This window comes from Streptomyces spinoverrucosus (assembly GCF_015712165.1).
Classification (GTDB): domain Bacteria; phylum Actinomycetota; class Actinomycetes; order Streptomycetales; family Streptomycetaceae; genus Streptomyces; species Streptomyces spinoverrucosus_A.
In genome coordinates, this window is record NZ_JADPZX010000001.1 from 4,823,215 (window position 1) to 4,847,582 (window position 24,368).

23 protein-coding genes are annotated in these 24,368 nt (G+C 71.3%); 15 read left to right on the forward strand and 8 right to left on the reverse strand.

What is annotated here, in order from left to right:
* Positions 1 to 3 precede the first annotated feature (3 nt).
* Positions 4 to 894, forward strand: a complete 891-nt coding sequence (locus I2W78_RS21940; protein WP_196461974.1) for an NAD(P)-dependent oxidoreductase — start codon at positions 4 to 6, stop codon at positions 892 to 894.
* Between the two features lie 58 nt (positions 895 to 952).
* On the opposite strand, the gene serC is transcribed toward I2W78_RS21940, so the two are convergent.
* Complete coding sequence (gene serC, locus I2W78_RS21945; RefSeq protein ID WP_196461975.1) at positions 953 to 2,071, reverse strand: phosphoserine transaminase; 1,119 nt, start codon at positions 2,069 to 2,071, stop codon at positions 953 to 955.
* Between the two features lie 131 nt (positions 2,072 to 2,202).
* Entirely contained in the window at positions 2,203 to 2,946 is a 744-nt protein-coding gene (locus I2W78_RS21950; RefSeq protein ID WP_196461976.1) for a class I SAM-dependent methyltransferase, read from the reverse strand.
* Between the two features lie 377 nt (positions 2,947 to 3,323).
* Between I2W78_RS21950 and I2W78_RS21955 the strand changes: the two genes are divergently transcribed.
* Together I2W78_RS21955 and I2W78_RS21960 are read left to right on the forward strand one after the other, a co-directional pair.
* Positions 3,324 to 4,310 (forward strand): EamA family transporter, encoded by a 987-nt coding sequence (locus tag I2W78_RS21955; RefSeq protein ID WP_196461977.1) that lies wholly within the window; start codon positions 3,324 to 3,326, stop codon positions 4,308 to 4,310.
* Positions 4,311 to 4,395: 85 nt separating this feature from the next.
* Complete coding sequence (locus I2W78_RS21960) at positions 4,396 to 4,758, forward strand: DUF6247 family protein (protein ID WP_196461978.1); 363 nt, start codon at positions 4,396 to 4,398, stop codon at positions 4,756 to 4,758.
* 15 nt (positions 4,759 to 4,773) lie between these two features.
* On the opposite strand, the gene I2W78_RS21965 is transcribed toward I2W78_RS21960, so the two are convergent.
* Both I2W78_RS21965 and I2W78_RS21970 read right to left on the reverse strand, forming a co-directional pair.
* Positions 4,774 to 5,064: a DUF397 domain-containing protein gene (locus tag I2W78_RS21965; protein WP_196461979.1), complete on the reverse strand. Its 291-nt coding sequence runs from the start codon at positions 5,062 to 5,064 to the stop codon at positions 4,774 to 4,776.
* Positions 5,024 to 5,980, reverse strand: a complete 957-nt coding sequence (locus I2W78_RS21970; protein ID WP_374222691.1) for a helix-turn-helix domain-containing protein — start codon at positions 5,978 to 5,980, stop codon at positions 5,024 to 5,026. Before I2W78_RS21970 ends, I2W78_RS21965 begins: the two co-directional genes overlap by 41 nt.
* Positions 5,981 to 5,990: 10 nt before the next feature.
* Between I2W78_RS21970 and I2W78_RS21975 the strand changes: the two genes are divergently transcribed.
* The 8 genes from I2W78_RS21975 to I2W78_RS22010 all read left to right on the forward strand — a co-directional run bounded on the left by I2W78_RS21975 (position 5,991) and on the right by I2W78_RS22010 (position 16,083).
* Positions 5,991 to 6,785 (forward strand): TIGR03084 family metal-binding protein, encoded by a 795-nt coding sequence (locus tag I2W78_RS21975; protein WP_196461980.1) that lies wholly within the window; start codon positions 5,991 to 5,993, stop codon positions 6,783 to 6,785.
* Positions 6,782 to 8,455 (forward strand): acyclic terpene utilization AtuA family protein, encoded by a 1,674-nt coding sequence (locus I2W78_RS21980; RefSeq protein WP_196461981.1) that lies wholly within the window; start codon positions 6,782 to 6,784, stop codon positions 8,453 to 8,455. Before I2W78_RS21975 ends, I2W78_RS21980 begins: the two co-directional genes overlap by 4 nt.
* Positions 8,452 to 10,050, forward strand: a complete 1,599-nt coding sequence (locus tag I2W78_RS21985; protein ID WP_196461982.1) for an acyl-CoA carboxylase subunit beta — start codon at positions 8,452 to 8,454, stop codon at positions 10,048 to 10,050. The genes I2W78_RS21980 and I2W78_RS21985 overlap by 4 nt, the downstream gene beginning before the upstream one ends.
* Positions 10,051 to 10,076: 26 nt before the next feature.
* Positions 10,077 to 11,918: an acetyl/propionyl/methylcrotonyl-CoA carboxylase subunit alpha gene (locus I2W78_RS21990; RefSeq protein ID WP_307783981.1), complete on the forward strand. Its 1,842-nt coding sequence runs from the start codon at positions 10,077 to 10,079 to the stop codon at positions 11,916 to 11,918.
* A 79-nt stretch (positions 11,919 to 11,997) separates the two neighbouring features.
* A complete protein-coding gene (locus I2W78_RS21995) occupies positions 11,998 to 13,131 on the forward strand; it encodes an acyl-CoA dehydrogenase family protein (protein WP_196461984.1) in 1,134 nt (377 codons plus the stop codon).
* A gap of 26 nt (positions 13,132 to 13,157) precedes the next feature.
* Entirely contained in the window at positions 13,158 to 14,726 is a 1,569-nt protein-coding gene (locus I2W78_RS22000) for a 4-coumarate--CoA ligase family protein (protein ID WP_196461985.1), read from the forward strand.
* Positions 14,723 to 15,457, forward strand: a complete 735-nt coding sequence (locus I2W78_RS22005) for an enoyl-CoA hydratase family protein (protein WP_196461986.1) — start codon at positions 14,723 to 14,725, stop codon at positions 15,455 to 15,457. Before I2W78_RS22000 ends, I2W78_RS22005 begins: the two co-directional genes overlap by 4 nt.
* A complete protein-coding gene (locus I2W78_RS22010) occupies positions 15,445 to 16,083 on the forward strand; it encodes a TetR/AcrR family transcriptional regulator (protein WP_196461987.1) in 639 nt (212 codons plus the stop codon). Before I2W78_RS22005 ends, I2W78_RS22010 begins: the two co-directional genes overlap by 13 nt.
* A 36-nt stretch (positions 16,084 to 16,119) precedes the next feature.
* Here I2W78_RS22010 and pdxH read toward each other — a convergent pair whose 3' ends face one another.
* A complete protein-coding gene (gene pdxH / locus I2W78_RS22015) occupies positions 16,120 to 16,794 on the reverse strand; it encodes a pyridoxamine 5'-phosphate oxidase (RefSeq protein WP_196461988.1) in 675 nt (224 codons plus the stop codon).
* Between the two features lie 323 nt (positions 16,795 to 17,117).
* On the opposite strand from pdxH, the gene I2W78_RS22020 reads away from it, so the two are divergent.
* Both I2W78_RS22020 and I2W78_RS22025 read left to right on the forward strand, forming a co-directional pair.
* Positions 17,118 to 18,218, forward strand: a complete 1,101-nt coding sequence (locus I2W78_RS22020) for a citrate synthase 2 (RefSeq protein WP_196461989.1) — start codon at positions 17,118 to 17,120, stop codon at positions 18,216 to 18,218.
* 811 nt (positions 18,219 to 19,029) lie between these two features.
* A complete protein-coding gene (locus tag I2W78_RS22025; RefSeq protein ID WP_196461990.1) occupies positions 19,030 to 20,460 on the forward strand; it encodes a PAS domain-containing protein in 1,431 nt (476 codons plus the stop codon).
* A gap of 31 nt (positions 20,461 to 20,491) precedes the next feature.
* Here I2W78_RS22025 and I2W78_RS22030 read toward each other — a convergent pair whose 3' ends face one another.
* Entirely contained in the window at positions 20,492 to 21,247 is a 756-nt protein-coding gene (locus I2W78_RS22030; RefSeq protein ID WP_196461991.1) for an SIS domain-containing protein, read from the reverse strand.
* Between the two features lie 246 nt (positions 21,248 to 21,493).
* On the opposite strand from I2W78_RS22030, the gene I2W78_RS22035 reads away from it, so the two are divergent.
* Both I2W78_RS22035 and I2W78_RS22040 read left to right on the forward strand, forming a co-directional pair.
* Positions 21,494 to 22,186, forward strand: coding sequence for a metal-dependent transcriptional regulator (locus tag I2W78_RS22035; protein WP_020130217.1), 693 nt, complete (start codon positions 21,494 to 21,496; stop codon positions 22,184 to 22,186).
* A gap of 391 nt (positions 22,187 to 22,577) precedes the next feature.
* Positions 22,578 to 23,516 carry an alpha/beta fold hydrolase gene (locus tag I2W78_RS22040; protein ID WP_196461992.1) on the forward strand — a complete coding sequence of 313 codons (939 nt, stop codon included), beginning with the start codon at positions 22,578 to 22,580 and terminating at the stop codon, positions 23,514 to 23,516.
* 26 nt (positions 23,517 to 23,542) lie between these two features.
* Here I2W78_RS22040 and I2W78_RS22045 read toward each other — a convergent pair whose 3' ends face one another.
* Both I2W78_RS22045 and I2W78_RS22050 read right to left on the reverse strand, forming a co-directional pair.
* A complete protein-coding gene (locus I2W78_RS22045) occupies positions 23,543 to 24,196 on the reverse strand; it encodes a hypothetical protein (protein WP_307783730.1) in 654 nt (217 codons plus the stop codon).
* 2 nt (positions 24,197 to 24,198) lie between these two features.
* Complete coding sequence (locus I2W78_RS22050; RefSeq protein WP_196461993.1) at positions 24,199 to 24,366, reverse strand: hypothetical protein; 168 nt, start codon at positions 24,364 to 24,366, stop codon at positions 24,199 to 24,201.
* Positions 24,367 to 24,368: the final 2 nt, after the last annotated feature.

Genomic DNA, 24,368 nt, shown 5'->3' on the forward strand with positions numbered 1-24,368 from the left:
TCTGTGAGTCCGTCCGCTGTGAGCACGTCGTCCGTGACCGTCATCGGCCTCGGCCCCATGGGTCGCGCGATGGCCGGCGCCTACCTGGACGCCGGCTACCGGGTCACCGTCTGGAACCGCACCGCGAGCCGCGCGGACGACCTGGTGGCCAGGGGCGCGGTGCGCGCCGCCACCGTCGAGGAGGCGCTGGCGGCAGCCGAGGTGGTCGTACTGAGTCTCACCGACTACGCCGCGATGTACACGGTCCTGGAGCCCGCCGCCCCGGCGCTGCGGGGCCGTGTCCTGGTCAACCTCAGTTCGGACACCCCGGAGAGGGCCCGTGAGGGTGCCGCCTGGGCGGCCGAGCACGGGGCGCGCCATCTCACCGGGGGCGTGCAGACTCCGCCGTCCGGCATCGGCTCGGCGGAGTTCGACACCTTCTACAGCGGCCCCCGGGATCTCTTCGAGCAGTACAAGGGCGTCCTGGAGGTCCTCACGGGCACCGACTACCGCGGTGCGGACCCGGGCCTGGCCGCCCTGTACTACCAGCTCCAGATGGACCTGTTCTGGACGACCCTGACCGCTTGGCTGCACATGCTGGCGCTGGCGGACGCCAACGGCATCAAGCCCTCCGAGGTCATGCCGTACGCGGCCGGAACGCTGGGCGGGATGGGCCAGTTCCTGGACTTCTACACGCCACGGATCGAGGCGGGGCAGCACTCCGGTGACGTCGAGCGGATCTCGATGGCGGTGGCGAGCCTGGAGCACGTCGTGCACACGACGCGCGACTCGGGCGTGGATCCGGCACTGCCGGCCGCGGTGCTGGAAACGTTCCGACGCGGAGCGGCGGAGGGCTACGAAGACGACAGCCTGACGCGGCTGTTCGAGGTATTCGGCAGGGGCGCTGCTGCCTGAGTACGAGCGAGGGCGCCCCGCACAGGCAGGGCGCCCTCGGTCACGTACGCGAGAAGGGTCAGAGCTTCTCGATCACGTAGTCGACGCACTTCGTCAGCGCCTCGACGTCCGCCGGGTCGATCGCCGGGAACATCGCGATGCGCAGCTGGTTGCGGCCGAGCTTGCGGTACGGCTCGGTGTCCACGATGCCGTTGGCGCGCAGCACCTTGGCGACGGCGGCCGCGTCGACCTCGTCGGTGAAGTCGATCGTGCCGATGACCTGCGAGCGCTTGGCCGGGTCGGCGACGAACGGGTTGGCGTACTTGATGTCCTCGGCCCAGCCGTAGAGCGTGCGCGCGGAGGTCGCCGTACGGCGCACCGACCAGTCCAGACCGCCCTGGCCGTTGATCCACTCCAGCTGCTGGTTGAGCAGGAAGAGGGTGGCGAGGGCCGGGGTGTTGTACGTCTGGTTCTTGCGGGAGTTGTCGATCGCCGTGGGGAGGGAGAAGAACTCCGGGACGTGGCGGCCACTCGCGTGGATGCGCTCGGCGCGTTCGATCGCGGCGGGGGAGAAGACGCCGATCCACAGGCCACCGTCGGAGGCGAAGGACTTCTGCGGGGCGAAGTAGTAGACGTCCGTCTCGGCGACGTCGACCGGCAGACCGCCGGCGCCGCTCGTCGCGTCCACGAGGACCAGCGCGCCCTCGTCGGCACCGGCCACCCGCTTGATGGGCATGGCGACACCGGTGGAGGTCTCGTTGTGGGTGAACGCGTAGACGTCCACGCCCGCCTCGGCGACCGGTTCGGGGTGGGTGCCGGGGTCGGCGGAGATGACGTCGGGCTCGGCCAGCCAGGGGGCGAGCTTCGCGGCCTTGGCGAACTTGGAGCTGAACTCGCCGAAGCTGAGGTGCTGCGACTTGTTCTCGATCAGGCCGTGCGTCGCGATGTCCCAGAACGCGGTCGAGCCGCCGTTGCCGAGGATCACCTCGTAGCCGTCGGGGAGCTGGAACAGCTCACGGATGCCCTCGCGCACTTTGCCGACCAGGTTCTTGACCGGGGCCTGCCGGTGGGAGGTGCCCATGAGGGACGCACCGGTCGCGGCGAGGGCGTCCAGCGCCTCCGTCCGCACCTTGGAGGGACCCGCGCCGAAACGTCCGTCCGCGGGCTTGATGTCAGAGGGAATCCGGATCTCAGCCACGGGGTGAGGTTAGCCGGTGGGGGTTGGCTGGGCGAAACATCGTCCGTCGCGTGAGACGCGTCGCGCCGGGTCGGCGACCCCGGGGGCGGGTGGACGGGCCCGCCCACCGGCGAACAGCCGGTACCCGCCGGTCAGGCGCGGCAGCGCAGCATCTCCAGGGGCGGGTACGCGAGGAGGTCCGCCCAGAAGTCCGCGCCGAACTCACGGACGCCGGCTTCGGACACCCGCAGCGGAACCCACTCCACCGCACTGAACCCGGCCGCCCGCAGACACCCCTCGTAGACCTCGCGGCGCGGGACCGTGCCGAGGATGCTGATCGGCTGCGGGTCGAGGAGCGCCGTGACCCGTACCCGCGGACCCGCCTCGGCCTCCTCGCCGGTCGGCTCGCAGCGGAACCCGTACGTGTCCAGGGACGGACAGTCGAACTGGTAGTCGGGTTTCTGGGCGAGTACGAAGAACTCCCCACCCGGCACCAGACTCCGGTGGATGTTGCGGCACATCCGCTCCATCGCCGCGATGTCCTCGGCGTAGTTGAGGCACTGCACTGCCAGCGCGATGTCGAAGCGCCGTTCGAGAGGCCGCAGCTCGGCCACGTCCCCGACCTCGTAGTGCACGCCCAATGGTTCACGCCGCTCGAACTCCCGCGCGGCGGCGATCATCTCGACGGAGATGTCGACTCCGAGGACATCCGTGGCGCCGCGCCGCTTGACCTCCCTGCTGTAAAAACCGGTGCCGCACGCCAGGTCGAGAACCGACTTGCCGCTCACGTCCCCGACCATGCCCAGGAAGCTCGGCACCTCCCCGTAACGGATCATCGGCAGGGACTTGAACCCCTCGAACGCCTCGCCGATCTCGTCGTACTGCTGCACGCTCACGCGCTGCCCCCTTCTGCGCTTCGTCCTGTACGCGGAGAGTCTGCTGCGCCCGTGCCTGGAGGCCGCACTGGCAGATGACACGAAGAATTCGGCCCGTGACCCTCGTATCAAACAGACAGGAGTGTGGACACCTCGCCCTCTTGATGGTGGCGTCGCGCGCTGATGGCCGACGGCAGGGCGATGGTGCTGCGCGGGGAGACGGGCGGCGCGTGGGTCGTGGCCGCTCCGGGCGCCGAGGTCACCGTCAGGGTCGTCCGCCGCCGCTGACCGTACGAGATGTCAGCGGCGTCACCCTTCCACACACCTGTCGTAGGCCATTATCGTGGACCCATCCGTACACTCGGATGCACGGAACCCGAACCGTCCGAAAGGCCGCCGTGAGCACCCCCAGCGCCTCTTCCGGCCCCGCGACCCCGGCCGCCGCGCCCGCGGTCGGCCCCGCCGCCGGTCCCACCGCCGACGCCGCGACGGCCGCACCCGGCTCGGGCCCCGGCCGGTTCGGTTCCCTGGGCCCGGTCGGCCTGGTGCTGGCCGCGGGGCTGTCGGTGCAGTTCGGCGGCGCGCTGGCGGTCACGCTCATGCCGCGCGCCGGCGCCCTGGGCATCGTCACGCTGCGTCTGCTGGTGGCCGCGGTGGTGCTGCTGGTGGTCTGCCGGCCCCGGCTGCGCGGCCACTCCCGCACCGACTGGGGCACGGTCGTCGTCTTCGGCATCACCATGGGCGGCATGAACGGGCTCTTCTACCAGGCCCTGGACCGCATCCCGCTCGGCCCCGCGGTCACCCTGGAAGTCCTCGGCCCGCTCGCCCTGTCCGTGCTGGCCTCCCGCCGCGCGATCAACCTCGTCTGGGCGGGCCTCGCACTCGGCGGGGTCTTCCTCCTCAGTGGCGGCGGCTTCGACACGCTCGACCCGGTCGGCGCCGCCTACGCCGTGGGCGCGGGCGCGATGTGGGCGGCCTACATCGTCTTCAGCGCACGGACCGGCCGCCGCTTCCCGCAGGCCGACGGGCTGGCCCTGGCGATGGCCGTCGCGGCGGTGCTGTGCCTGCCGCTGGGCATCGCCGAGTCCGGTACGAAGCTGCTCGACCCGGTGACCGTCGGCCTCGGCGCGGCCGTGGCGCTGATGTCCTCCGTACTGCCGTACACCCTCGAACTCCTCGCCCTGCGCCGCCTGCCCGCCCCCACGTTCGCGATCCTCATGAGCCTGGAACCCGCCATCGCCGCCGCAGCGGGCTTCCTGATCCTCAACCAGGCCCTCACCGCCACGGAGGCCGCGGCCATCGCCCTGGTCATCGCGGCGAGCATGGGGGCGGTACGGACGCAGGTGGGGCGCCGGAAGGCGCCGGTGACGGCGACGCCTTCCTGACGATCGGCGCCGCGCCGTGGGGTGCCGGGGGCTAGGGTCGGATCCGTGACCGGCGAACCGCCGAGGACACGAAGGGAACGGCAGCATGAGCGTGCAGCACCCCGAGACGACCGGTGACGGACCGCTGATCCCCCGCCCGGAGCGGACTCCGGACGCCCTGCGCGCGGCGTGCGCCGTGGTGGCCCCGCAGCTCCTGCCTCTGTATGACCAGGCCAAGGACAAGGCCCTCGCAGAAGCGGTGGAACACGGCTCCCTCGCCCCCGTGCACGCCTGCCTCCGGCACTGGTCGGCGCTGATCGAGATCGAACGCCATTCGCGGACGGCGAGGGAGTATCACCAGGCCGAGTACCTCGCGCAGCTCGCCGCCTCGGCTGAGGAGGCCCGGGAGCACCTGGCCGTGGCGGCCGAAATCTACCGTGACGCGGCTGCGGCGGTGTCGGGGGAGTGAGCTTCGTCTACATGGTCACGCCCGACCCGTTGTGAAGGCTCCCCGCGAGGCCGCCGCCACGAAGGCCGTGAAGGCCTTCGCGGTGACGGTGAGGGTTCCGTGGGCGGGGTTCTTGGAGTCGCGGACGGCTATGTGGGCGGTGAGGTCGGCGACTTCGACGCAATCACCGCCGCTGCTACCGCTGTAGGAGGACTTGCGCCAGGTGGCGGTGCCCAAGGGGGCACATTCGATGCACTGGCCGCCGGTGTCGCCGCTGTACGACGACTTACGCCACCGCGCTCGCGTCCCGTTCAGGTTGTTCCCCATAGCGTTCCTCCATCACGCGGGCGATCAAGGCGGCCGAGTCTTTCGGTGAGAGGGCTGCGGCCTGCAAACGAGCGTAACCGACGGAACGCTCCCTGATCACTTGCGGATTGGCGGTCATGTGCCCTTGGTCGTAGCTCTCGTTGTAGTGCAGGTCCGGATCGCTGTCGAACCGGAGGAGATTGAACGAGCCCATCATGCCCGTGTGCTCACCCGCCGAGAAGGGGAGCACCTGGATCTCCAGCCACGGTTGGCCGAAGAGGTCCAACCGGTGGGCGAGTTGCTCTCGCATCACCTGACGGCGGCCGATCGCTCGATGCAGTACCGCCTCGTCCAGCACGACCCACAGCACGGGTGGCTGCTCGCGTTCCAGCATGCGCTGTCGGTCCATCCGTGCTGCCACCACCTCGTCGAGCCGCCGCGCATGATCGACAGCCAGCACGGCTCGTGCGTAGGACTCCGTCTGCAAGAGCCCGTAGACCAACTGGCACTGGTACGTCGAGATATACGCTGCCTTCGCCTCAAGCTCCGCATACGGCTGAAACCACCCCGGCAACTGACTCCGCAGCACCAGCCCCACCAGCCGGGAGAACAATCCGTCCGTCCCCAGCGCAGCGTCCACCCGTTCCGAAAAGTCCCGTTGGGGAACCTTCGCCGCTGTCTCGATCTGCCCGATCAGCGACCCCGTACAGAAGACGATCGAGCCCAGCTGCGCCAGCGTCAGCCCCGCCGCCTCCCGGCAGCGCCGCAGCTCGTAGCCGTAGTAGTCCAACGGCGATGCACTGGGGTCCAGTTCACGACTTCGCACGCCAACCACCGCCCGTGACCGAGAGTAGCGGCCTGAACGCGCACAGATGCCGACGTTGTGGAAAAACAAAATCATGCAAGCGTGCTTGATTTGTTCCGGCGTCGCTGTCACGCTCCTGCCCATGGCCGACCCGACGCCCGTCTTCGACGACCTGCGTGCGGAGAGCGACGAACTCGACCGGCTCGTCGCCGACTTGGAACCGGAGCGCTGGACGCTGCCGACCCCCGCGCCCCGCTGGACCGTCGCCCACCAGATCGCCCACCTCGCCTGGACCGACCGCTCCGCCCTCCTCGCCGTCACCGACGCCGACGCGTTCCGGACGCTGGTCGAGAAGGCCCTCGCCGCGCCGGACGCCTTCGTCGACGAGGGCGCCGAGGAGGGCGCCCGGCTCGCGCCCGGTGAGCTGCTGGCGACGTGGCGGGAGGGACGTACCGCCCTCGACACGGCGCTGCGCGCGGCCCCGCCCGGCGCGCGTTTCCCCTGGTACGGCCCGCCCATGTCCGCCGCATCCATGGCCACCGGCCGGATCATGGAGACCTGGGCCCACGGTCAGGACGTCGCCGACGCCCTGGGTGTGGTCCGCCCACCCACCGACCGGCTGAAGCATGTGGTCCGCATCGGGGTTCGCGCCCGTGACTTCGCCTTCGGTGTGCACGGTCTGTCGGCGCCGGGGGAGGAGTTTCGGGTCGAACTGGTCAGTCCCTCCGGTGAGTTGTGGGTCTACGGCCCCGACACCGCCGCCCAGCGCGTCACCGGACCCGCCCTCGACTTCGCCCTCCTGGTCACCCAACGCGCCCACCGCGACGACCTCGCCGTACGTGCCGAGGGCCCCGACGCCGACCGCTGGCTGGACATCGCCCAGGCCTTCGCGGGCCCACCCGGCAGTGGCCGCCCGCCGAAGGAGGACGCCCGGTGACGCTGCGCATCGGCAACGCCTCCGGCTTCTACGGCGACCGCTTCGACGCTATGCGCGAGATGCTCACCGGCGGCGAGCTCGACGTCCTCACCGGCGACTACCTCGCCGAGCTGACCATGCTCATCCTGGCCCGCGACCGCCTGAAGGACCCCACCGCCGGTTACGCCCGCACCTTCCTGCGCCAGCTGGAGGAGTGCCTCGGCCTCGCCCACGACCGGGGCGTCCGCGTCGTCACCAACGCCGGCGGCCTCAACCCGGCCGGACTCGCCGACGCCGTACGGAAGTTGGCCGACCGCCTCGGCATACCCGTACGGGTCGCGCACGTCGAGGGCGACGACCTCACCGCCGACCACCCCGGCAGCCTCGCCGCCCACGCCTACCTCGGGGGCTTCGGTATCGCCGAGTGCCTGCGCGCGGGCGCCGACGTGGTCGTCACCGGGCGGGTCACCGACGCCGCCCTGGTCACCGGCCCCGCCGCCGCGCACTTCGGCTGGCAGCCGGGGGAGTACGACCGGCTCGCGGGCGCCGTCGTCGCCGGTCATGTGCTGGAGTGCGGGGCGCAGGCGACCGGCGGCAACTACGCCTTCTTCGGCGAAGGAGGCGCCACCCGGCCCGGCTTCCCCCTCGCCGAGATCCACCCCGACGGCACCTCCGTCATCACCAAACACCCCGGCACCGGCGGTTTCGTCGACGTCGGCACGGTCACCGCGCAGCTCCTCTACGAGACCGCCGGCGCCCGCTACCTGGGCCCCGACGTCACCGCCCGCCTCGACACCGTCCGCCTCACCCAGGAGGCCCCCGACCGCGTCCGCATCGAGGGCGTCCGGGGCGAGGCCCCGCCCCCGACCCTCAAGGTCGGCCTCAACCGCCTCGGCGGCTTCCGCAACGAGGTCACCTTCGTCCTCACCGGCCTCGACATCGACGCCAAGGCCACCCTCGTACGGCGCCAAATGGCGGACGCCCTCGCCAAGTCGCCGCCCGTCGACGTCCGTTGGGACCTCGTCCGCACCGACCGCCCCGACGCCGACACCGAGGAGACGGCCAGCGCCCTGCTCCGGCTCGTCGTACGCGACCCCGACCAGGAGAAGGTCGGCCGCACTCTCAGCGCGGCCGCCGTCGAACTGGCGCTCGCCAGCTACCCCGGCTTCCATGTGCTCGCACCACCCGGAAAGGGCACCCCGTATGGGGTCTTCGAGGATGTGTACGTCCCCCATGGCGACGTCCCACATATGGCCGTCCTCCACGACGGACGCCGTATCCCTGTGCCCGCGCCCCACGACACCCTCGTACTCGAACCCGTTGACGAACCGCCCCTGCCCGCGCCACCCCCGCCCGGATCCACCCGCCGCGCCCCCCTCGGCCTCGTCGCCGGAGCCCGCAGCGGCGACAAGGGCGGCGACGCCAACGTCGGCGTGTGGGCGCGGACCGACGACGCCTGGCGCTGGCTCGCCCACGAGCTGACCGCCGACCGCTTCCGGCAGTTGATCCCCGAGGCCCGCGACCTGCCCGTCACCCGCCACGTCCTGCCCAACCTCCGCGCCCTCAACTTCGTCGTCGAGGGCATCCTCGGCGAGGGCGTCGCCGCGCAGGCCCGCTTCGACCCGCAGGCCAAGGCCCTCGGCGAATGGCTGCGCTCCCGCCACCTGGACATCCCGGAGGCCCTGCTGTGACCGTCCTGACGTCCGCCCTGGACACCACGAGCCCCGACTACCGGGCGGCCCGCGACGAGATGCTCGCCAAGCTCGCCGAACTGGACGCCGAGCACGCCAAGGCCCTCGCGGGCGGCGGCACGAAGTACGTCGAACGGCACCGGGCGCGCGGCAAGCTCCTCGCCCGCGAGCGCATCGAGCTGCTCCTCGACCCCGACACGCCCTTCCTGGAGCTGTCCCCGCTGGCCGCGTGGGGCAGCGACTACACCGTCGGCGCCTCACTCGTCACCGGCATCGGGGTCGTCGAGGGCGTCGAGTGCCTGATCACCGCCAACGACCCCACCGTCCGGGGCGGCGCGAGCAACCCGTGGAGCCTGAAGAAGGCCCTGCGCGCCAACGACATCGCCCTCGCCAACCGCCTGCCCTGCATCAGCCTGGTCGAGTCCGGCGGCGCCGACCTGCCCTCCCAGAAGGAGATCTTCATCCCCGGCGGGGCCATCTTCCGGGACCTCACGCGGTTGTCGGCGGCCGGAATCCCGACCGTCGCCGTCGTCTTCGGGAACTCCACGGCCGGTGGCGCGTACATCCCCGGCATGTCCGACCACGTGATCATGGTCAAGGAACGCGCGAAGGTGTTCCTCGGCGGCCCGCCCCTGGTGAAGATGGCCACCGGCGAGGAGAGCGACGACGAGTCCCTGGGCGGCGCCGACATGCACGCGCGCGTGTCCGGCCTCGCCGACTACTTCGCCGTCGACGAGCGGGACGCCCTCCGCCAGGCACGGCGCGTGGTGGCCCGCCTCAACCACCGCAAGGCGTACGAGGATCCAGGCCCCGCCCAGCCCCCCAAGTACGACCAGGACGACCTGCTGGGCATTGTCCCTGGCGACCTGAAAATGCCCTTCGACCCGCGCGAGGTCATCGCCCGGATCGTCGACGCCTCCGACTTCGACGAGTTCAAACCGCTGTACGGGACCAGCCTGGCGACCGGCTGGGCGACCCTGCACGGCTACCCGGTCGGCATCCTGGCCAATGCCCAAGGGGTGCTGTTCAGCGCGGAATCGCAGAAGGCGGCCCAGTTCATCCAGCTCGCCAACCAGCGCGACATCCCGCTGCTGTTCCTGCACAACACCACCGGTTACATGGTGGGCCGGGAGTACGAGCAGGGCGGCATCATCAAACACGGCGCGATGATGATCAACGCGGTCAGCAACTCGAAGGTGCCCCACCTGTCCGTGCTGATGGGCGCCTCCTACGGAGCCGGGCACTACGGCATGTGCGGCCGCGCCTACGACCCCCGTTTCCTCTTCGCCTGGCCCAGCGCCAAGTCCGCCGTCATGGGCCCGCAGCAGCTCGCGGGCGTGCTGTCCATCGTCGCCCGCCAGTCCGCCGCCGCGAAGGGACAGCCGTACGACGAGGAGGCGGACGCCGCCCTGCGCGCGATGGTCGAGCAGCAGATCGAGTCCGAGTCGCTGCCGATGTTCCTGTCCGGGCGGCTCTACGACGACGGCGTCATCGACCCGCGCGACACCCGGACCGTCCTCGGCCTGTGCCTGTCCGCCATCCACACCGCCCCCTACGAGGGCGTGCGCGGTGGCTTCGGCGTCTTCCGGATGTGACGGCCATGACCGATGTGAGGGGCCCCTTGATTTCGAGCCTGCTGGTCGCCAACCGGGGCGAGATCGCCTGCCGGATCTTCCGCACCTGCCGTGAGTTGGGAATCCGAACGGTCGCCGTGCACTCGGACGCCGACGCGAACGCCCTCCACGCGCGCGTGGCCGACGCCGCGGTACGGCTGCCGGGAGCGGCGCCCGCCGAGACGTATCTGCGCGGCGACCTGATCGTCAGGGCCGCGCTCGCGTCCGGCGCCGACGCGGTACACCCCGGCTACGGCTTCCTCTCCGAGAACGCCGACTTCGCGCGCGCGGTCCTCGACGCGGGACTGCTCTGGATCGGCCCGCCCCCGGAGGCCATCGAGGCGATGGCGTCCAAGACGCGCGCGAAGGAGCTGCTGGGCCTGGCGCCCCTCCACGACGTCACCGAGGCCGACCTGCCGGTGCTGGTGAAGGCGGCAGCGGGCGGCGGCGGACGCGGCATGCGGATCGTACGGCGCCTGGAAGACCTGGACGCCGAACTCGCGGCCGCCCGCTCGGAGGCGCTCGGTGCCTTCGGCGACGACGAGGTGTTCGTCGAGCCGTACATCGAGGACGGCAGACACGTCGAGGTGCAGATCCTCGCCGACACCCACGGCACGGTGTGGGCGCTCGGCACCCGGGACTGCTCCCTCCAGCGCCGCCACCAGAAGGTCGTCGAGGAGGCCCCGGCACCGGGTTTGAAACTCGAACTCACCGAGTCCCTCCACGAAATGGCGGTACGAGCCGCCCGCGCCGTCGGCTACGTCGGCGCCGGCACGGTCGAGTTCCTGGTCGCCGACGACAAGGCCCACTTCCTGGAGATGAACACCCGCCTCCAGGTCGAACACCCCGTCACGGAAGCCGTCTTCGACATCGACCTGGTGGCCCTCCAACTCCGCGTCGCCGAGGGCCACACCCTGGAACCCGACCCCCCACGCGCGCGGGGTCACGCCATAGAGGCCCGCCTCTACGCCGAGGACCCCGCCCAGGACTGGGCGCCCCAGACCGGCACCCTGCACCGCCTCGACGCCCCCGAAGGCATCCGCCTGGACACGGGCTACACCGGCGGCGACGAGATCGGCGTCCACTACGACCCCATGCTCGCCAAGCTCATCGCCCACGCCCCCACGCGCGCGGAGGCCATCCGCAAACTGGCCGGAGCCCTGGAACGCACCACGCTCCACGGCCCCACCACCAACCGCGACCTGCTGATCCGCTCCCTGCGGCACAAGGAGTTCACGACGGCCCGCATGGACACGGGCTTCTACTCCCGCCACCTCCACGAACTCACCGAACCCACCCCCGACCCCCACGCGCCCCTGGCCGCCGCCCTCTCCGACGCCCACACCCGCAGCCGCTTCGGCGCCTGGCGCAACGTCCCCTCCCAGCCCCAGACCAAGCGCTACACGATGGCGGGCGAGGAACACGAGGCCCACTACTGGCACACCCGCGAGGGCCTCACGGCGGAGGGCGTCCACGTCGTACACGCCGACGCCGGTCTGGTCGTACTCGAAGTGGACGGAGTGACAAGGAAGTTCGCGGTGGCGAGATACGGCGACGACGTCTACGTCAACGCCACCCGCCTCACCACCCTCCCCCGCTTCCCCGACCCGACCACCCAGCACGCCCCTGGCTCCCTGCTGGCCCCCATGCCGGGCACGGTGGTCCGCGTGGCGGAGGGCTTGGCCGCAGGAGCGCCTGTGAGGGCCGGAGAGCCCCTCGTATGGCTGGAGGCGATGAAGATGCAGCACAAGATCTCCGCCCCCGTCACAGGCACCCTCACGGCCCTGCACGCCACACCTGGCCAACAGGTCACGGTCGGCATGCTCCTGGCGGTAGTGCAAGAGACCTAGGGGCGCGGGGCTGTATCGATATGCGGCTCCGCCGCGTGGGCGCCACCAGCCACACACAACCCGCACCCGGAGGACAAGCATGACCCCCACGATCGAATCCGAAGAACACAAGGCCCTGCGGTCCGCAGTGGCCGCCCTCGGCAAACGCCACGGCCGCACCTACAACCGCGAAGACCTCTGGTCCGAGGCAGGCAAACTCGGCTACCTCGGCGTCAACCTCCCCGAGGAACACGGAGGCGGAGGCGGCGGCATCACAGAACTCTCCATAGTCCTCGAAGAACTCGGCGCGGCCGGCTGCCCCCTCCTCATGCTGGTCGTCTCCCCGGCCATCTGCGGCACAGTGATCGCCCGCTTCGGCACACAGGCCCAGAAACAACACTGGCTCCCCGGCATCGCCGACGGCACGCGCACCATGGCCTTCGGCATCACCGAACCCGACGCCGGCTCCAACAGCCACCGCATCACCACCACGGCACGAAAAGACGGCCCCGACTGGCTCCTCACCGGCCGCAAGGTCTTCATCTCCGGCGTCGACATCGCGGACGCGACCCTGATCGTGGGCCGCACCGAGGACGCCCGCACCGGCCGCCTCAAGCCCTGCCTGTTCATCGTCCCGCGCGACGCCGACGGCTTCACCCGCCGCCCCATCGACATGGAACTGAACGCGGCGGAGAAGCAGTTCGAGCTGGTCCTGGACGACGTACGGCTGCCCGCCGACGCACTCGTCGGCGACGAGGACGCCGGCCTGCTGCAACTCTTCGCCGGCCTCAACCCCGAGCGCATCATGACGGCCGCGTTCGCGATCGGCCTGGGCCGGTACGCGCTCGCGCAAGCGATTGCGTACGCGCGCGACCGCACCGTCTGGAACACCCCCATCGGCGCCCACCAGGCCATCGCCCACCCCCTCGCCCAGGCGCACATCGACCTCGAACTCGCCCGCCTGATGATGCAGAAGGCGGCGCACCTGTACGACGCGGGGGACGACGTCGGCGCGGGGGAGGCGGCCAACATGGCCAAGTACGCGGCCGGGGAGGCCTGTGTGAAGGCCGTCGACCAGGCCGTGCACACCCTCGGCGGCAACGGCCTCACCCGCGAATTCGGGCTCGCCTCGTTGATAACGGCCGCGCGCGTGTCTCGTATTGCTCCGGTGAGCAGGGAGATGATTCTCAACTACGTCTCCCACCAGACCCTCGGTCTGCCGAAGTCGTACTGACCGGCACCGTGTCGCGAGGAGGAACCGTGTTCCGCAGCGAGTACGCAGACGTCCCGGCCGTAGAACTCCCCATCCACGAGGCCGTACTGGGCCGCGCCGCCGAGTTCGGTGAGGCACCCGCGCTCATCGACGGCACGGACGGCACCACCCTCACCTACGAGCAACTCGACCGCTTCCACCGGCGCGTCGCCGCCGCCCTGGCCGAGACCGGCGTCCGCAAGGGCGACGTCCTCGCCCTGCACAGCCCGAACACGATCGCCTTCCCCACGGCGTTCTACGCCGCCACGCGCGCGGGTGCCGCGGTCACCACCGTGCACCCGCTCGCCACGGCCGAGGAGTTCGCCAAGCAGCTGCACGACTCGGCCGCCCGCTGGATCGTCACCGTCTCACCCCTGCTGGACACCGCCCGCAGGGCCGCCGAACTCGCGGGCGGCGTCAAGGAGATCTTCGTCTGCGACAGCGCCCCCGGCCACCGCTCGCTGATCGACATGCTGGCCTCCACGGCCCCCGAACCGCAGGTCGCCATCGACCCCGTGGCGGACGTGGCGGCCCTGCCGTACTCCTCCGGCACCACCGGCACCCCCAAGGGCGTGATGCTCACCCACCGGCAGATCGCCACCAACCTCGCCCAGCTCGAACCGGCGGTCTCCGCGGGCCCCGGCGACCGCATCCTGGCCGTTTTGCCCTTTTTTCACATCTACGGCCTCACCGCCCTGATGAACGCGCCCCTGAGGGTGGGCGCCACGGTCGTCGTACTGCCCCGCTTCGACCTGGAGCAGTTCCTCGCCGCCATCCAGAACCACCGCATCACCGGCCTGTACGTCGCCCCGCCGATCGTCCTCGCCCTCGCCAAACACCCGGCGGTCGCCCAGTACGACCTGTCGTCCCTGAAGTACGTCATCAGCGCCGCCGCCCCCCTGGACGCGAACCTCGCCGCCGCCTGCTCCCGCCGCCTGAACCTGCCGCCGGTCGGCCAGGCGTACGGCATGACGGAACTGTCCCCGGGCACCCACGTCGTGCCCCTGGACGCCATGGCGGACGCCCCGCCCGGCACCGTCGGCCGGCTCATCGCCGGCACCGAGATGCGGATCGTCTCCCTCGACGACCCCGGCAAGGACCTCGACGCCGGCGAGGCCGGCGAGATCCTCATCCGCGGCCCCCAGGTCATGAAGGGCTACCTGGGCCGCCCCGACGACACCGCCGCCATGATCGACGCCGACGGCTGGCTGCACACCGGGGACGTCGGATACGTCGACGCCGACGGCTGGCTGTTCGTCGTGGACCGCGTCAAGGAACTGATCAAGTACAAGGGCTTCCAGGTGGCCCCCGCCGAACTGGAGGCCCTGCTCCTCACCCACCCGGGCATCGCCGACGCCGCCGTCATCGGCGTCTACAACGAGGACGGAAACGAGGTCCCGCGCGCGTACGTCGTCCGCCAGCGCACCGCGCCCGACCTCACCGAGAACGAGGTCATGATGCACGTCGCCGAACGCGTCGCCCCCTACAAACGCGTCCGCCAGGTCACCTTCATCGACGGTGTGCCCCGCGCCGCCTCCGGGAAGATACTGCGCCGCCAACTCCGGGAGGGCGCGTGACCCTGATCGGCCGCACACGCGCGCGGGGAGTCGAAACGCTCACCCTCGACTCCCCGGCCAACCGCAACGCCCTGTCGGCCGCGCTGGTCGGCGAACTCGCCGACGCGCTCGCCGACTGCGGCAAGGACGGCGACGTACGCGCGATCGTCCTCACCCACACCGGCAACACCTTCTGCGCCGGCGCCGACCTGCGCGACCCGCCCGACCCGGACGCCCTCGTCGGCCTGCTCCGGCAGATCGTCGAGCTGCCCAAGCCGGTCGTCGCCCGCGTCACCGGACACGTACGGGCGGGCGGCCTGGGCCTGCTGGGCGCCTGCGACATAGCGGTGGCGTCCGGCGAGGCCACCTTCGCGTTCACGGAGGTCCGCATCGGCGCCGCCCCCGCCGTCATCTCGCTGCCGCTGCTGCCGCGCACCGACCCGCGCGCCCTCGCCCGCCACTACCTCACCGGCGAACGCTTCGACGCCGCCGAGGCGACCCGGATCGGGCTGATCACCGCGACCGGCGACGACGCCGACGACGTACTCGAACCGATCCTGGACGGCCTGCGACGCTCCGCCCCGCAGGCCCTGGCCGAGACGAAACGGCTGCTCACGGCTAAAGTGCTGCGGACATTCGACCGGGACGCGGCGGAACTGACCGCCCTCTCGGCCCGGATGTTCGCCTCCGCCGACGCCCGCGAGGGCATGACGGCCTTCCTCGAACGACGGGATCCGCCATGGGTGCTGTGAACCCGGTCGACACGGTCACGCCGGTGACCGCCGTGGACCGTGTCGACCGCGTGCCCAAACAGGACCGCAGCCGGGCCACCCGGCAGCGGCTCCTCGAAGCCGCCGTGGCCTGCCTCGCCGAACACGGCTGGGCGGGCTCCACGGTCACCGTCGTCGCCGAACGCGCCGGCGTGTCCCGCGGCGCCGCCCAGCACCACTTCCCGACCCGCGAAGACCTGTTCACGGCCGCCGTGGAGTACGTCGCCGAGGAACGCTCCACCGCCCTGCGGGCCCTGTTCCCGCAGGGCGCGACAGACGACCGCAGAGCCGTCGTCTCGGCCCTCGTCGACCTCTACACCGGCCCCCTGTTCCGCGCCGCCCTCCACCTCTGGGTCGCCGCCTCCAACGAGGACCAGCTCCGCCCCCGCGTCACCGAACTGGAGGCCCGCGTCGGCCGCGAAACCCACCGCATAGCCGTCGACCTCCTCAACGCGGACGAGTCCCGACCAGGCGTACGCGAAACGGTCCAGGGCCTACTGGACATGGCCCGCGGCCTCGGCCTCGCCAACCTCCTCACCGACGACGGCCAGCGCCGCGAGCGGGTCGTGACCCAGTGGGCCGAGTTGCTGGACGAGGCGCTCGGCTGAGGGCGTTGCGCCAGTACACCGACGACTGGCGTCTCCTCACGGACTCAGCCGCTCCACCCGCCAGCCCCCGTCCTGCTCCGCCACGTACCGCAGACGGTCGTGCAGGCGGTTCTCCCGGCCCTGCCAGAACTCCACCGACTGCGGCGCCACCCGGAAACCGCCCCAGTTCGGCGGCACCGGGACCTGCTCGCCCTCCGGATAGCGGGCCGCCAGCTCGGCGTACGAGGCGTCCAGGTCGGCGCGCGTGGCGATCACCGACGACTGTGCGCTCGCCCAGGCCCCGAGCTGGGAGCCGTGCGGGCGGGTGCGGAAGTACGCGGCGGTCTCGTCCCGGCCGGTGCGCCGCGCCACGCCCGTGACGATGACCTGGCGGGCCATCGTGTACCAGGGGAACAGCAGCGAGACGTACGGGTTCTCCGCGAGATCGCGCGCCTTGCGGGAGTCGTAGTTGGTGTAGAAGACGAAGCCGGTGTCGTCGAAGTGCTTCAGCAGCACCGTACGGGAGCTGGGCCGCCCCTCCGCGTCGGCCGTGGAGACGACCATGGCGTTCGGCTCGAACAGCCGGCCCTCCGTCGCGGCCTGCTTGAACCAGCGTGCGAACTGCTCGACCGGGGTCGCGGCCAGCTCGGTCTCGGAGAGTCCCTCCGCCCGGTAGTGCTTGCGCATCGCGGCGGGATCGGGCGCTGCGGGGACGGCGTCTTCGTCGGTCACGCGGTCATCTTGCCGTACACACGGCGGCCGTTCGGAAAGGTGGCGTTCGTCACGGACTGGCACTGAGTGCCGTCGCCTCTCCCCAAGGGTGGCACTCGGGGATATCGTGCAGATGCCGTTCCAGTTGGGTGACCGCGCGCCCCACGGGGCATCACCCCAGTGACCGCCCAGGACCGCGAGTCTCGCAACCGACCGTGGATCCGCCGGGCGATCGCCCGCTTCCACCCGGGGTTGCCGCACCCAAGCCCCGTCGCCACAACCAGCCCCGCCCCACAGAACCGCACACACCCGCACACATCCGTACACATCCGAGGAGCCGCCTGATGTCCGACTTCGTACCCGGACTCGAGGGAGTCGTCGCGTTCGAGACGGAGATCGCCGAACCGGACAAGGAGGGCGGCGCCCTCAGGTACCGGGGCGTCGACATCGAGGACCTGGTCGGTCACGTCTCGTTCGGCAACGTCTGGGGCCTGCTCGTCGACGGCGCCTTCAACCCCGGCCTGCCGCCCGCCGAGCCCTTCCCCATCCCCGTGCACTCCGGCGACATCCGGGTGGACGTCCAGTCGGCCCTCGCCATGCTCGCGCCGGTGTGGGGCCTGAAACCCCTCCTCGACATCGACGCCGAGCAGGCCCGCGAGGACCTCGCCCGCGCCGCCGTCATGGCCCTCTCCTACGTCGCCCAGTCCGCCCGCGGCCAGGGCCGCCCCATGGTCCCGCAGCGCGAGATCGACAAGGCCCAGTCCGTCGTCGAACGCTTCATGATCCGCTGGCGCGGCGAGCCCGACCCGAAGCACGTGGCCGCCGTCGACGCCTACTGGACCAGCGCCGCCGAACACGGCATGAACGCCTCCACCTTCACCGCCCGGGTCATCGCCTCCACCGGCGCCGACGTCGCCGCGGCGCTCTCCGGCGCCGTAGGAGCCATGAGCGGCCCCCTGCACGGCGGCGCCCCCTCCCGGGTCCTCGGCATGATCGAGGAGATCGAACGCACCGGCGACGCCGAGGCCTACGTCAAGCAGGCCCTCGACAAGGGCGAACGCCTCATGGGCTTCGGCCACCGCGTCTACCGCGCCGAGGACCCCCGAGCCCGCGTCCTGCGCCGCACGGCCCGCGAACTGGGCGCCCCCCGCTTCGAGGTCGCCGAGGCCCTGGAGAAGGCGGCCCTGGAGGAACTGCACAACCGCCGCCCGGACCGCGTCCTCGCCACCAACGTCGAGTTCTGGGCGGCGATCGTCCTGGACTTCGCCGAAGTCCCCGCCCACATGTTCACGTCGATGTTCACCTGCGCCCGCACGGCCGGCTGGTCCGCCCACATCCTCGAACAGAAGCGCACGGGCCGCCTGGTCCGCCCCTCGGCCCGCTACATCGGCCCGGGCCCGCGCGACCCCCGCTCCATCGACGGCTACGAGGCCATCGCCCGCTGATCCACGCCCTCTGAACGCAGACGACCCGCGAGTCTGGTTCCTCCAAGGAGGAGCCGGCCGGACGTACCGGCGACTCGCGGGTCGGGTGACTGCGTTGGATTGGCCGACTGCGTGTTTGTCACTCACGCTGGTCCGGCGCCGAACCGAGTACGACGGCGGGCCGCTAGCCCGCAGTCACCTCTTCCGTCCGGTATGTGTACATCTTCCGAACCACCTCCTCTCCGAAGTGCCTGCAACACTAAGAACTGCTCAGTCACCGATCAACCGATTTTCCGGGAACTTGACGCGCCTGTTCCGGGCCGCGCGTTGTAGGCGTAGCCGTCGCCGCGCTGCAGAAGCCGTAGATTCCAGTGGGAAACGTTGAACCGCACCAGGTCCCCGGTGACAGAGCGAGTGACCTCCCTTCTCGTATGCTGATCAGGCTATTGACCAGCGCAAACGAGGGGGCCGGAAGCGGACGGAATCGCCTGTTTCGTGCGGATTCCTCGACTTCACCGAACGCATGGCCGACCTTGCTGCTACTGCGGCTTTCGTGGCGCCGGGCGGCCAATGGGGACGGCCTGCGGTCCACCGAGTCGCGTGGGTTCGTCGAGGTTGACCGGTATGTATGCCTGGGGAGCGGCACGAGTGGGTTGACCTGCGGCTTTCGGTCGTCGAGAGTGAGTGGGCGGTTGTCGTGCGGTTTCCGGCGTACAACGATTCCCGCAATCTTGCGGGAACCATGTGTGGGCTGCGTCACGTTCGAGTTGAATGATTGCAAGTGAGCGAACCGACGCGCCGTTCGTGCTGACGCAGCCTGCAGGGGGTCCAGGTGAGTGCTTCCCGGCGTAGTGGGACCACGGACGAACTCGGACCGGACGAGCCCGGGCCGGACGGCCCGGAGGGTTCGGACGGTCCCGAGGGTTCGGGTGGTTCGGATCTGCTTGCCGCCCTGCTGGACGGCATGGACGCGGCGTTGTGCGCCTTCGACGCCGACGGGGTGGTGACGCACTGGAACCGCGAGGCCGAGCGGATTCTCGGCTGGGCGGCCCAGGAGGCGGTGGGGCGGCACGGCTTCGCCGGGTGGGCGGTGCGCAGCGCCGACGCCGAGGAGGTCGAGGGGCGGCTGATGTCCGCCATGCACGCGCCGGGCCGTCAGGTGCACGAGTTCGCGCTGCTGACGAAGGACGGCGGGCGGGTGCTCGTGCGCACCCAGTCGGCGGCCGTGCGGGGGCCGGACGGCAAGCCTGCCGGGGTGTACTGCGCCTTCAGTGAGGTGCACGCGCAGATCGATCTGGAGCGGTCCATCGCGCTGAGCGAGGCGCTGTTCGAGGACGCGAGCTGGGGAGTCGTCCTCGTCGACGCCGATCTGCGGCCCGCCGTGGTGAACGCGCACGCGGCCCGCGCGCTGGGGATCGGGCGTACGTCGGTGCTGGGGCGGCCGCTCGGGGAGTTGCTCGCGCAGGGTGTGGAGGAGTTGGAGAGCGCGCTCACGCATGTGCTGGCGGAGGGTGCGCCGCCGGCGCCCGCCGAGATCTGGGTGAGCGTGCGTACGCCGGAGGGCGAGAAGCGGCGCTGCTGGCGGAGCGGTTTCCTGCGGCTGGCCTCGCCGTTGGCGGAGGAACCGGTTCCGCTCGGGGTGGGCTGGATGTTCCAGGACGTGACCGAGGCCAAGCAGGGTGAGCAGGAGGCGGCGCTGCTGCGGTTCCGCGGCAACCAGCTGCACCGGGCCGCCCGCGCGGCCGCCGAGTGCGAGGATCCGGCGGAGGCGGCGACCGTCCATCTGGACTTCGCGCTGGCCGGTTTCGCCGATCACGCGTTGATCGACCGGGTGGCGGGCGGCGCGTTGTCCGATGCCGAGTCCGTGGGGCCGGTCCGGCTGGTGCGAGTGGCGGGTACGCCCTCGGGAGCGCCGGGGCCGAGTCTGCTCGCGGGCCGGGCCGGACTGCCGACGCGGTACGGCGAGGGGCATCCGGCGTTGCAGTGCGTGGAGCGGATCGGCACGGTGCGGGCGAGCGTCGGCAGTGTGTCGGCCGAGCAGGCGCGCGCGTGGGCGCTGGCCCGGCAGTGGCCGTCGGACGCGGTCCACGCGTTGTGCGCGGTGCTGCGCAGCCGGGGGCGGACGCTGGGTGTCGTGACGTTTCTGCGGGGGAGCGGGCGGAGCGCGTTCGAGCGGTCGGACACGGTGTATGCCGAGGACGTGGCCGTACGGATCGCGGCGGAGCTGGACCTGGCGGCGCTGTTGGGTGAGCGCGAGGAGTGATCCCCGGCCCGCCCCGCCGGGAGGGCGGGTCTCAGCGCCGGTAGAAGATCCGGTCCCCGTACTGCTCCAGCACCCGTCCGTTCCAGTCGTGGCCGCCGTCCACGTTGCCCGAGCGCAGGAGCGGGGGTTCGATGCCGCGGTTGGCCAGGGTGACGGCCGCTGTGGCCATGACCGCCTGGAGGAGGGCCGCGGTCACCACCGTGGAGGCGGGGGCGAAGGGGGCGGGGACGGAGTCGTGGGTGAGTTCCGCGTCGCCGACCGCGATCTTCGAGTCGAGGACGATGTCGCAGTGGTCCTTCAGGTACGTCCCGGAGTGGTGCCGTGACGTCGTCTCGGTGGCGTACGCCACGGAGGTGACGCCGATGACCCGCACGCCGAGGGCGCGGGCGTTGATCGCCATCTCCACGGGGAGGGCGTTGCGCCCGGACAGGGAGATGATCACCAGGGTGTCGCCGGCGCGCAGTGGTGAGCAGTCCAGGACGGCGGCGGCGAGGCCGTCGACCCGCTCCAGGGCGGAGCCGAGCGTGGCGGGCATGACGTCGACGCCGACGACGCCGGGCACGGCGAGCAGGTTCATCAGGGCGAGCCCGCCGGCGCGGTAGACGACGTCCTGCGCGGCGAGCGAGGAGTGCCCGGCGCCGAAGGCGAACAGCCGGCCTCCGGAGGCGACGGTGTCGGCGAGCAGTGCGCCGGCGGCCGCGATCGCCTCGGCCTCCTCCTCGCGGACGCGCTGCAGCAGACCGATCGCGGCATCGAGATACTGGTCGGCCGGCGTGCTGTCGCCCATCCGAGCTCCTTCGCTCCGTTTGACGCACTGTGTCGCGGATCACCGTGCGGTCTGGACCACTGGGATGTCAATACGGGCGTACGGGCTGCGTTCGTGCCGTGCGCCGCGCAGTCACGTATCAGCATGGACCCCCTGGTTTCGGCGGCGCGGCACGGTTGTCGGTGGTATCCGGCAGAATTGAAGCCAGGGCCAGCGCACGCGCCGGAGAGCGGTCGAGCCTCCGGCAGAGCTAATCAAGGGGCACGTATGTCCGGACTGATCGACACCACGGAGATGTATCTCCGCACCATCCTTGAACTGGAAGAGGAAGGTGTGGTCCCCATGCGTGCCCGCATCGCCGAGCGGCTCGACCAGAGCGGGCCGACGGTGAGCCAGACGGTGGCGCGGATGGAGCGCGACGGTCTGGTGTCCGTGGCCAGCGACCGGCACCTGGAGCTCACCGACGAGGGCCGTCGGCTGGCGACCCGGGTGATGCGCAAGCACCGTCTGGCCGAGTGTCTGCTCGTCGACGTGATCGGCCTGGAGTGGGAGCAGGTGCACGCCGAGGCCTGCCGCTGGGAGCACGTGATGAGCGAGGCCGTGGAGCGCCGGGTCCTGGAGCTGCTGCGCCACCCCACCGAGTCGCCGTACGGCAACCCGATCCCGGGCCTGGAGGAGCTGGGCGAGAAGGACGGCGCCGACCCGTTCCTGGACGAGGGCATGGTCTCGCTGGCCGACCTCGACCCGGGCCTGGAGGGCAAGACCGTCGTCGTGCGCCGGATCGGCGAGCCGATCCAGACGGACGCGCAGCTGATGTACACGCTGCGCCGGGCGGGTGTGCAGCCCGGTTCGGTGGTGAGTGTGACGGAGTCGGCGGGCGGCGTCCTGGTGGGCAGCGGCGGTGAGGCGGCCGAACTGGAGTCGGACGTCGCCTCCCACGTGTTCGTCGCCAAGCGCTGAGCTCCTGGCGGGGTGGGGGTGTACCGAGGCCGAGTGGAGAGCCCCGGCGCCGCGTGGCGCCGGGGCCTGTCCTCCCCTGTTCTGACCCGGAGCCCCGAGCTCTCAGGGTCATTCCCCTCGGACCGTTTTCCCCGAGCGGTCCGCCTCCCGCTGAAGATCTCCCCTGGGGTGCCGGGATCATTCCTTCAGTGGCGTCACTCAAACGAGGGTTGTTGCCGCCAGAAAGCCCATTCTCGAATACCCATTCGATAGTCTGCGGATGCTGAACCGGTCCCGAGGGACGCGCGGTACGACGGACAAGACAAGTAGCGCGAGTGGGACCGTAGGACGAGTAGCACGGCTAGCACAGGTACGAGCGGGTCCGAGCGGAGCTTGGGGGGTGCCGGCGCGAATGGCGCGACGCATCGACGTGACCGGGGCGGGCGGCGTACGACTCGCGGCATGGGAGTTCGGCGACCCACCCAAATCCGACCCCGACCCACCGAAATCCGACTCCGGCCCATCCACATCCGACCCCGACCCCGACCCGACCAGGGCCCACTCCACCCCCGACGCTGATCCCGCACCCGGCGTGCTGTTACTGCACGGCCTGATGGGCCGCGCCTCCCACTGGGCCTCCACCGCCCGCTGGCTCTGCGAGCGCCACCGCGCCGTGGCGCTCGACCAGCGCGGCCACGGCCAGAGCGAGAAGCCCTCGCAGGCCGCGTACACCCGTGAGGCCTACGTCGACGACGCCGAGTCCGCCCTCGAACAGCTCGGCCTCGCCCCCGCCGTGCTGATCGGCCACGCCATGGGCGCGCTGACCGCCTGGCAACTCGCCGCCAAACGCCCCGACCTGGTCCGTGGCCTGGTCATCTGCGACATGCGGGCCTCCGCCCTCGGCGCCGCCTCGCAGCGGGAATGGGCGGGCTGGTTCACGTCCTGGCCCGTCCCCTTCGCCACCCTGGCCGACGTACGCAAGTGGTTCGGCGAGGACGACCCCTGGGTGGAGCGGCCGAATCCGGCCCGTGGCGCGTTCTATGCCGAGGTGATGCACGAGTCGCCCGACGGCTGGCGGCCCGTCTTCGACGTCGAGCAGATGCTGAAGTCCCGCGAGACCTGGGTGTACGACGCCCACTGGGACGAGCTGGCCCAGGTCCGGTGCCCCGCCCTGGTCGTGCGCGGCCTCGACGGCGAACTCGGCCGGGCCGAGGCCCAGGAGATGGTCCGCGTGCTGCCACGCGGGGAGTACGCGGAGGTCGCCGACGCCGGCCATCTCGTCCACTACGACCAGCCGGAGGCGTGGCGCGCGGCGATCGAGCCGTTTCTGGAGGCGGCGTTCGGCGAGTGACGCCTTACGTCCCCCGATCCTGACGGTCACCTCCCCGTGACCGTCAGGAACCCCACCGCCCCCGCCGTGACCAGCAGCACCGCGAGCAGGCACCAGCGCCGCGCGGTGTACAGGGCGGCGCGGATCTGCCAGACGTGGGTCATGGCGAGCAGCCAGCGCACGTAGGGGTCGGTGCGGCTGATGTTGGCGCGGGCGCGGTCGAGGTGATGGCGGAGCAGTTCGCGTCGGTGCGGGTCGGGTTCGGCGGCGATGGCGCGCTGGATGTTCGCGGCGACGGCGCGGTGCCGCAGCAGATCGTCGACGCCGGTCGCGGCGGAGCCGAAGAAGTCTTCGGGAGCTGCGTCGATCAGCTCGCGCAGGTCGCGTACGGCCGGGTCGGCGAGCGTGGCCGTCGTGGTCACCGGCGGCTCCAGCACTCGGCTCACCTGCCAGATGGCGAGGCTGACCCCGCCCAGCGCGAGCAGCAGGGCGGCACCGGCGACCAGCGCGTCCCCGAGCCCGTGCACCTTGCCGACGGCGACCAGCGGACCGACCCCGATCAACGCGGCCCCGACCGCCCCGAACGCGGCGATCATCCAGCGCGCCGCCGCCCGCAGCTCGGGCACGGCGTCGAGAGGTGAGGGCAGCGCGTCGAACGGGTCCGGCGGGACGCCCGTACCGCCGTCGGGAGGCGGCGGCACGGTCACTGCGTACCGTCGTCTCGGCCCGGGGCGTCCCCCCTGCTCACCGCGTTCGGCGGTGCCACCTCGTCGTCCGGTACGTCCGGATAGGCCACCCACCGCACCCCGTCGAAGAACTCCAACGAGCCGTCCGGCCCGAGCCGCACGTCGTTGAGTCGTGGCTCCTCCACTC

Bases quoted from the DNA above. Each gene is read 5' to 3' on its own strand.
- I2W78_RS21960 (WP_196461978.1), top strand. From the start codon at position 4,396: ATGAGCGTGCAGCACCCCGAGACGACCGGTGACGGACCGCTGATCCCC.
- I2W78_RS22030 (WP_196461991.1), bottom strand. From the start codon at position 21,247: ATGGGCGACAGCACGCCGGCCGACCAGTATCTCGATGCCGCGATCGGT.
- I2W78_RS22040 (WP_196461992.1), top strand. From the start codon at position 22,578: ATGGCGCGACGCATCGACGTGACCGGGGCGGGCGGCGTACGACTCGCG.
- I2W78_RS22020 (WP_196461989.1), top strand. From the start codon at position 17,118: ATGTCCGACTTCGTACCCGGACTCGAGGGAGTCGTCGCGTTCGAGACG.
- I2W78_RS21975 (WP_196461980.1), top strand. From the start codon at position 5,991: ATGGCCGACCCGACGCCCGTCTTCGACGACCTGCGTGCGGAGAGCGAC.
- I2W78_RS21995 (WP_196461984.1), top strand. From the start codon at position 11,998: ATGACCCCCACGATCGAATCCGAAGAACACAAGGCCCTGCGGTCCGCA.
- I2W78_RS22035 (WP_020130217.1), top strand. From the start codon at position 21,494: ATGTCCGGACTGATCGACACCACGGAGATGTATCTCCGCACCATCCTT.
- I2W78_RS21965 (WP_196461979.1), bottom strand. From the start codon at position 5,064: ATGGGGAACAACCTGAACGGGACGCGAGCGCGGTGGCGTAAGTCGTCG.
- I2W78_RS22010 (WP_196461987.1), top strand. From the start codon at position 15,445: ATGGGTGCTGTGAACCCGGTCGACACGGTCACGCCGGTGACCGCCGTG.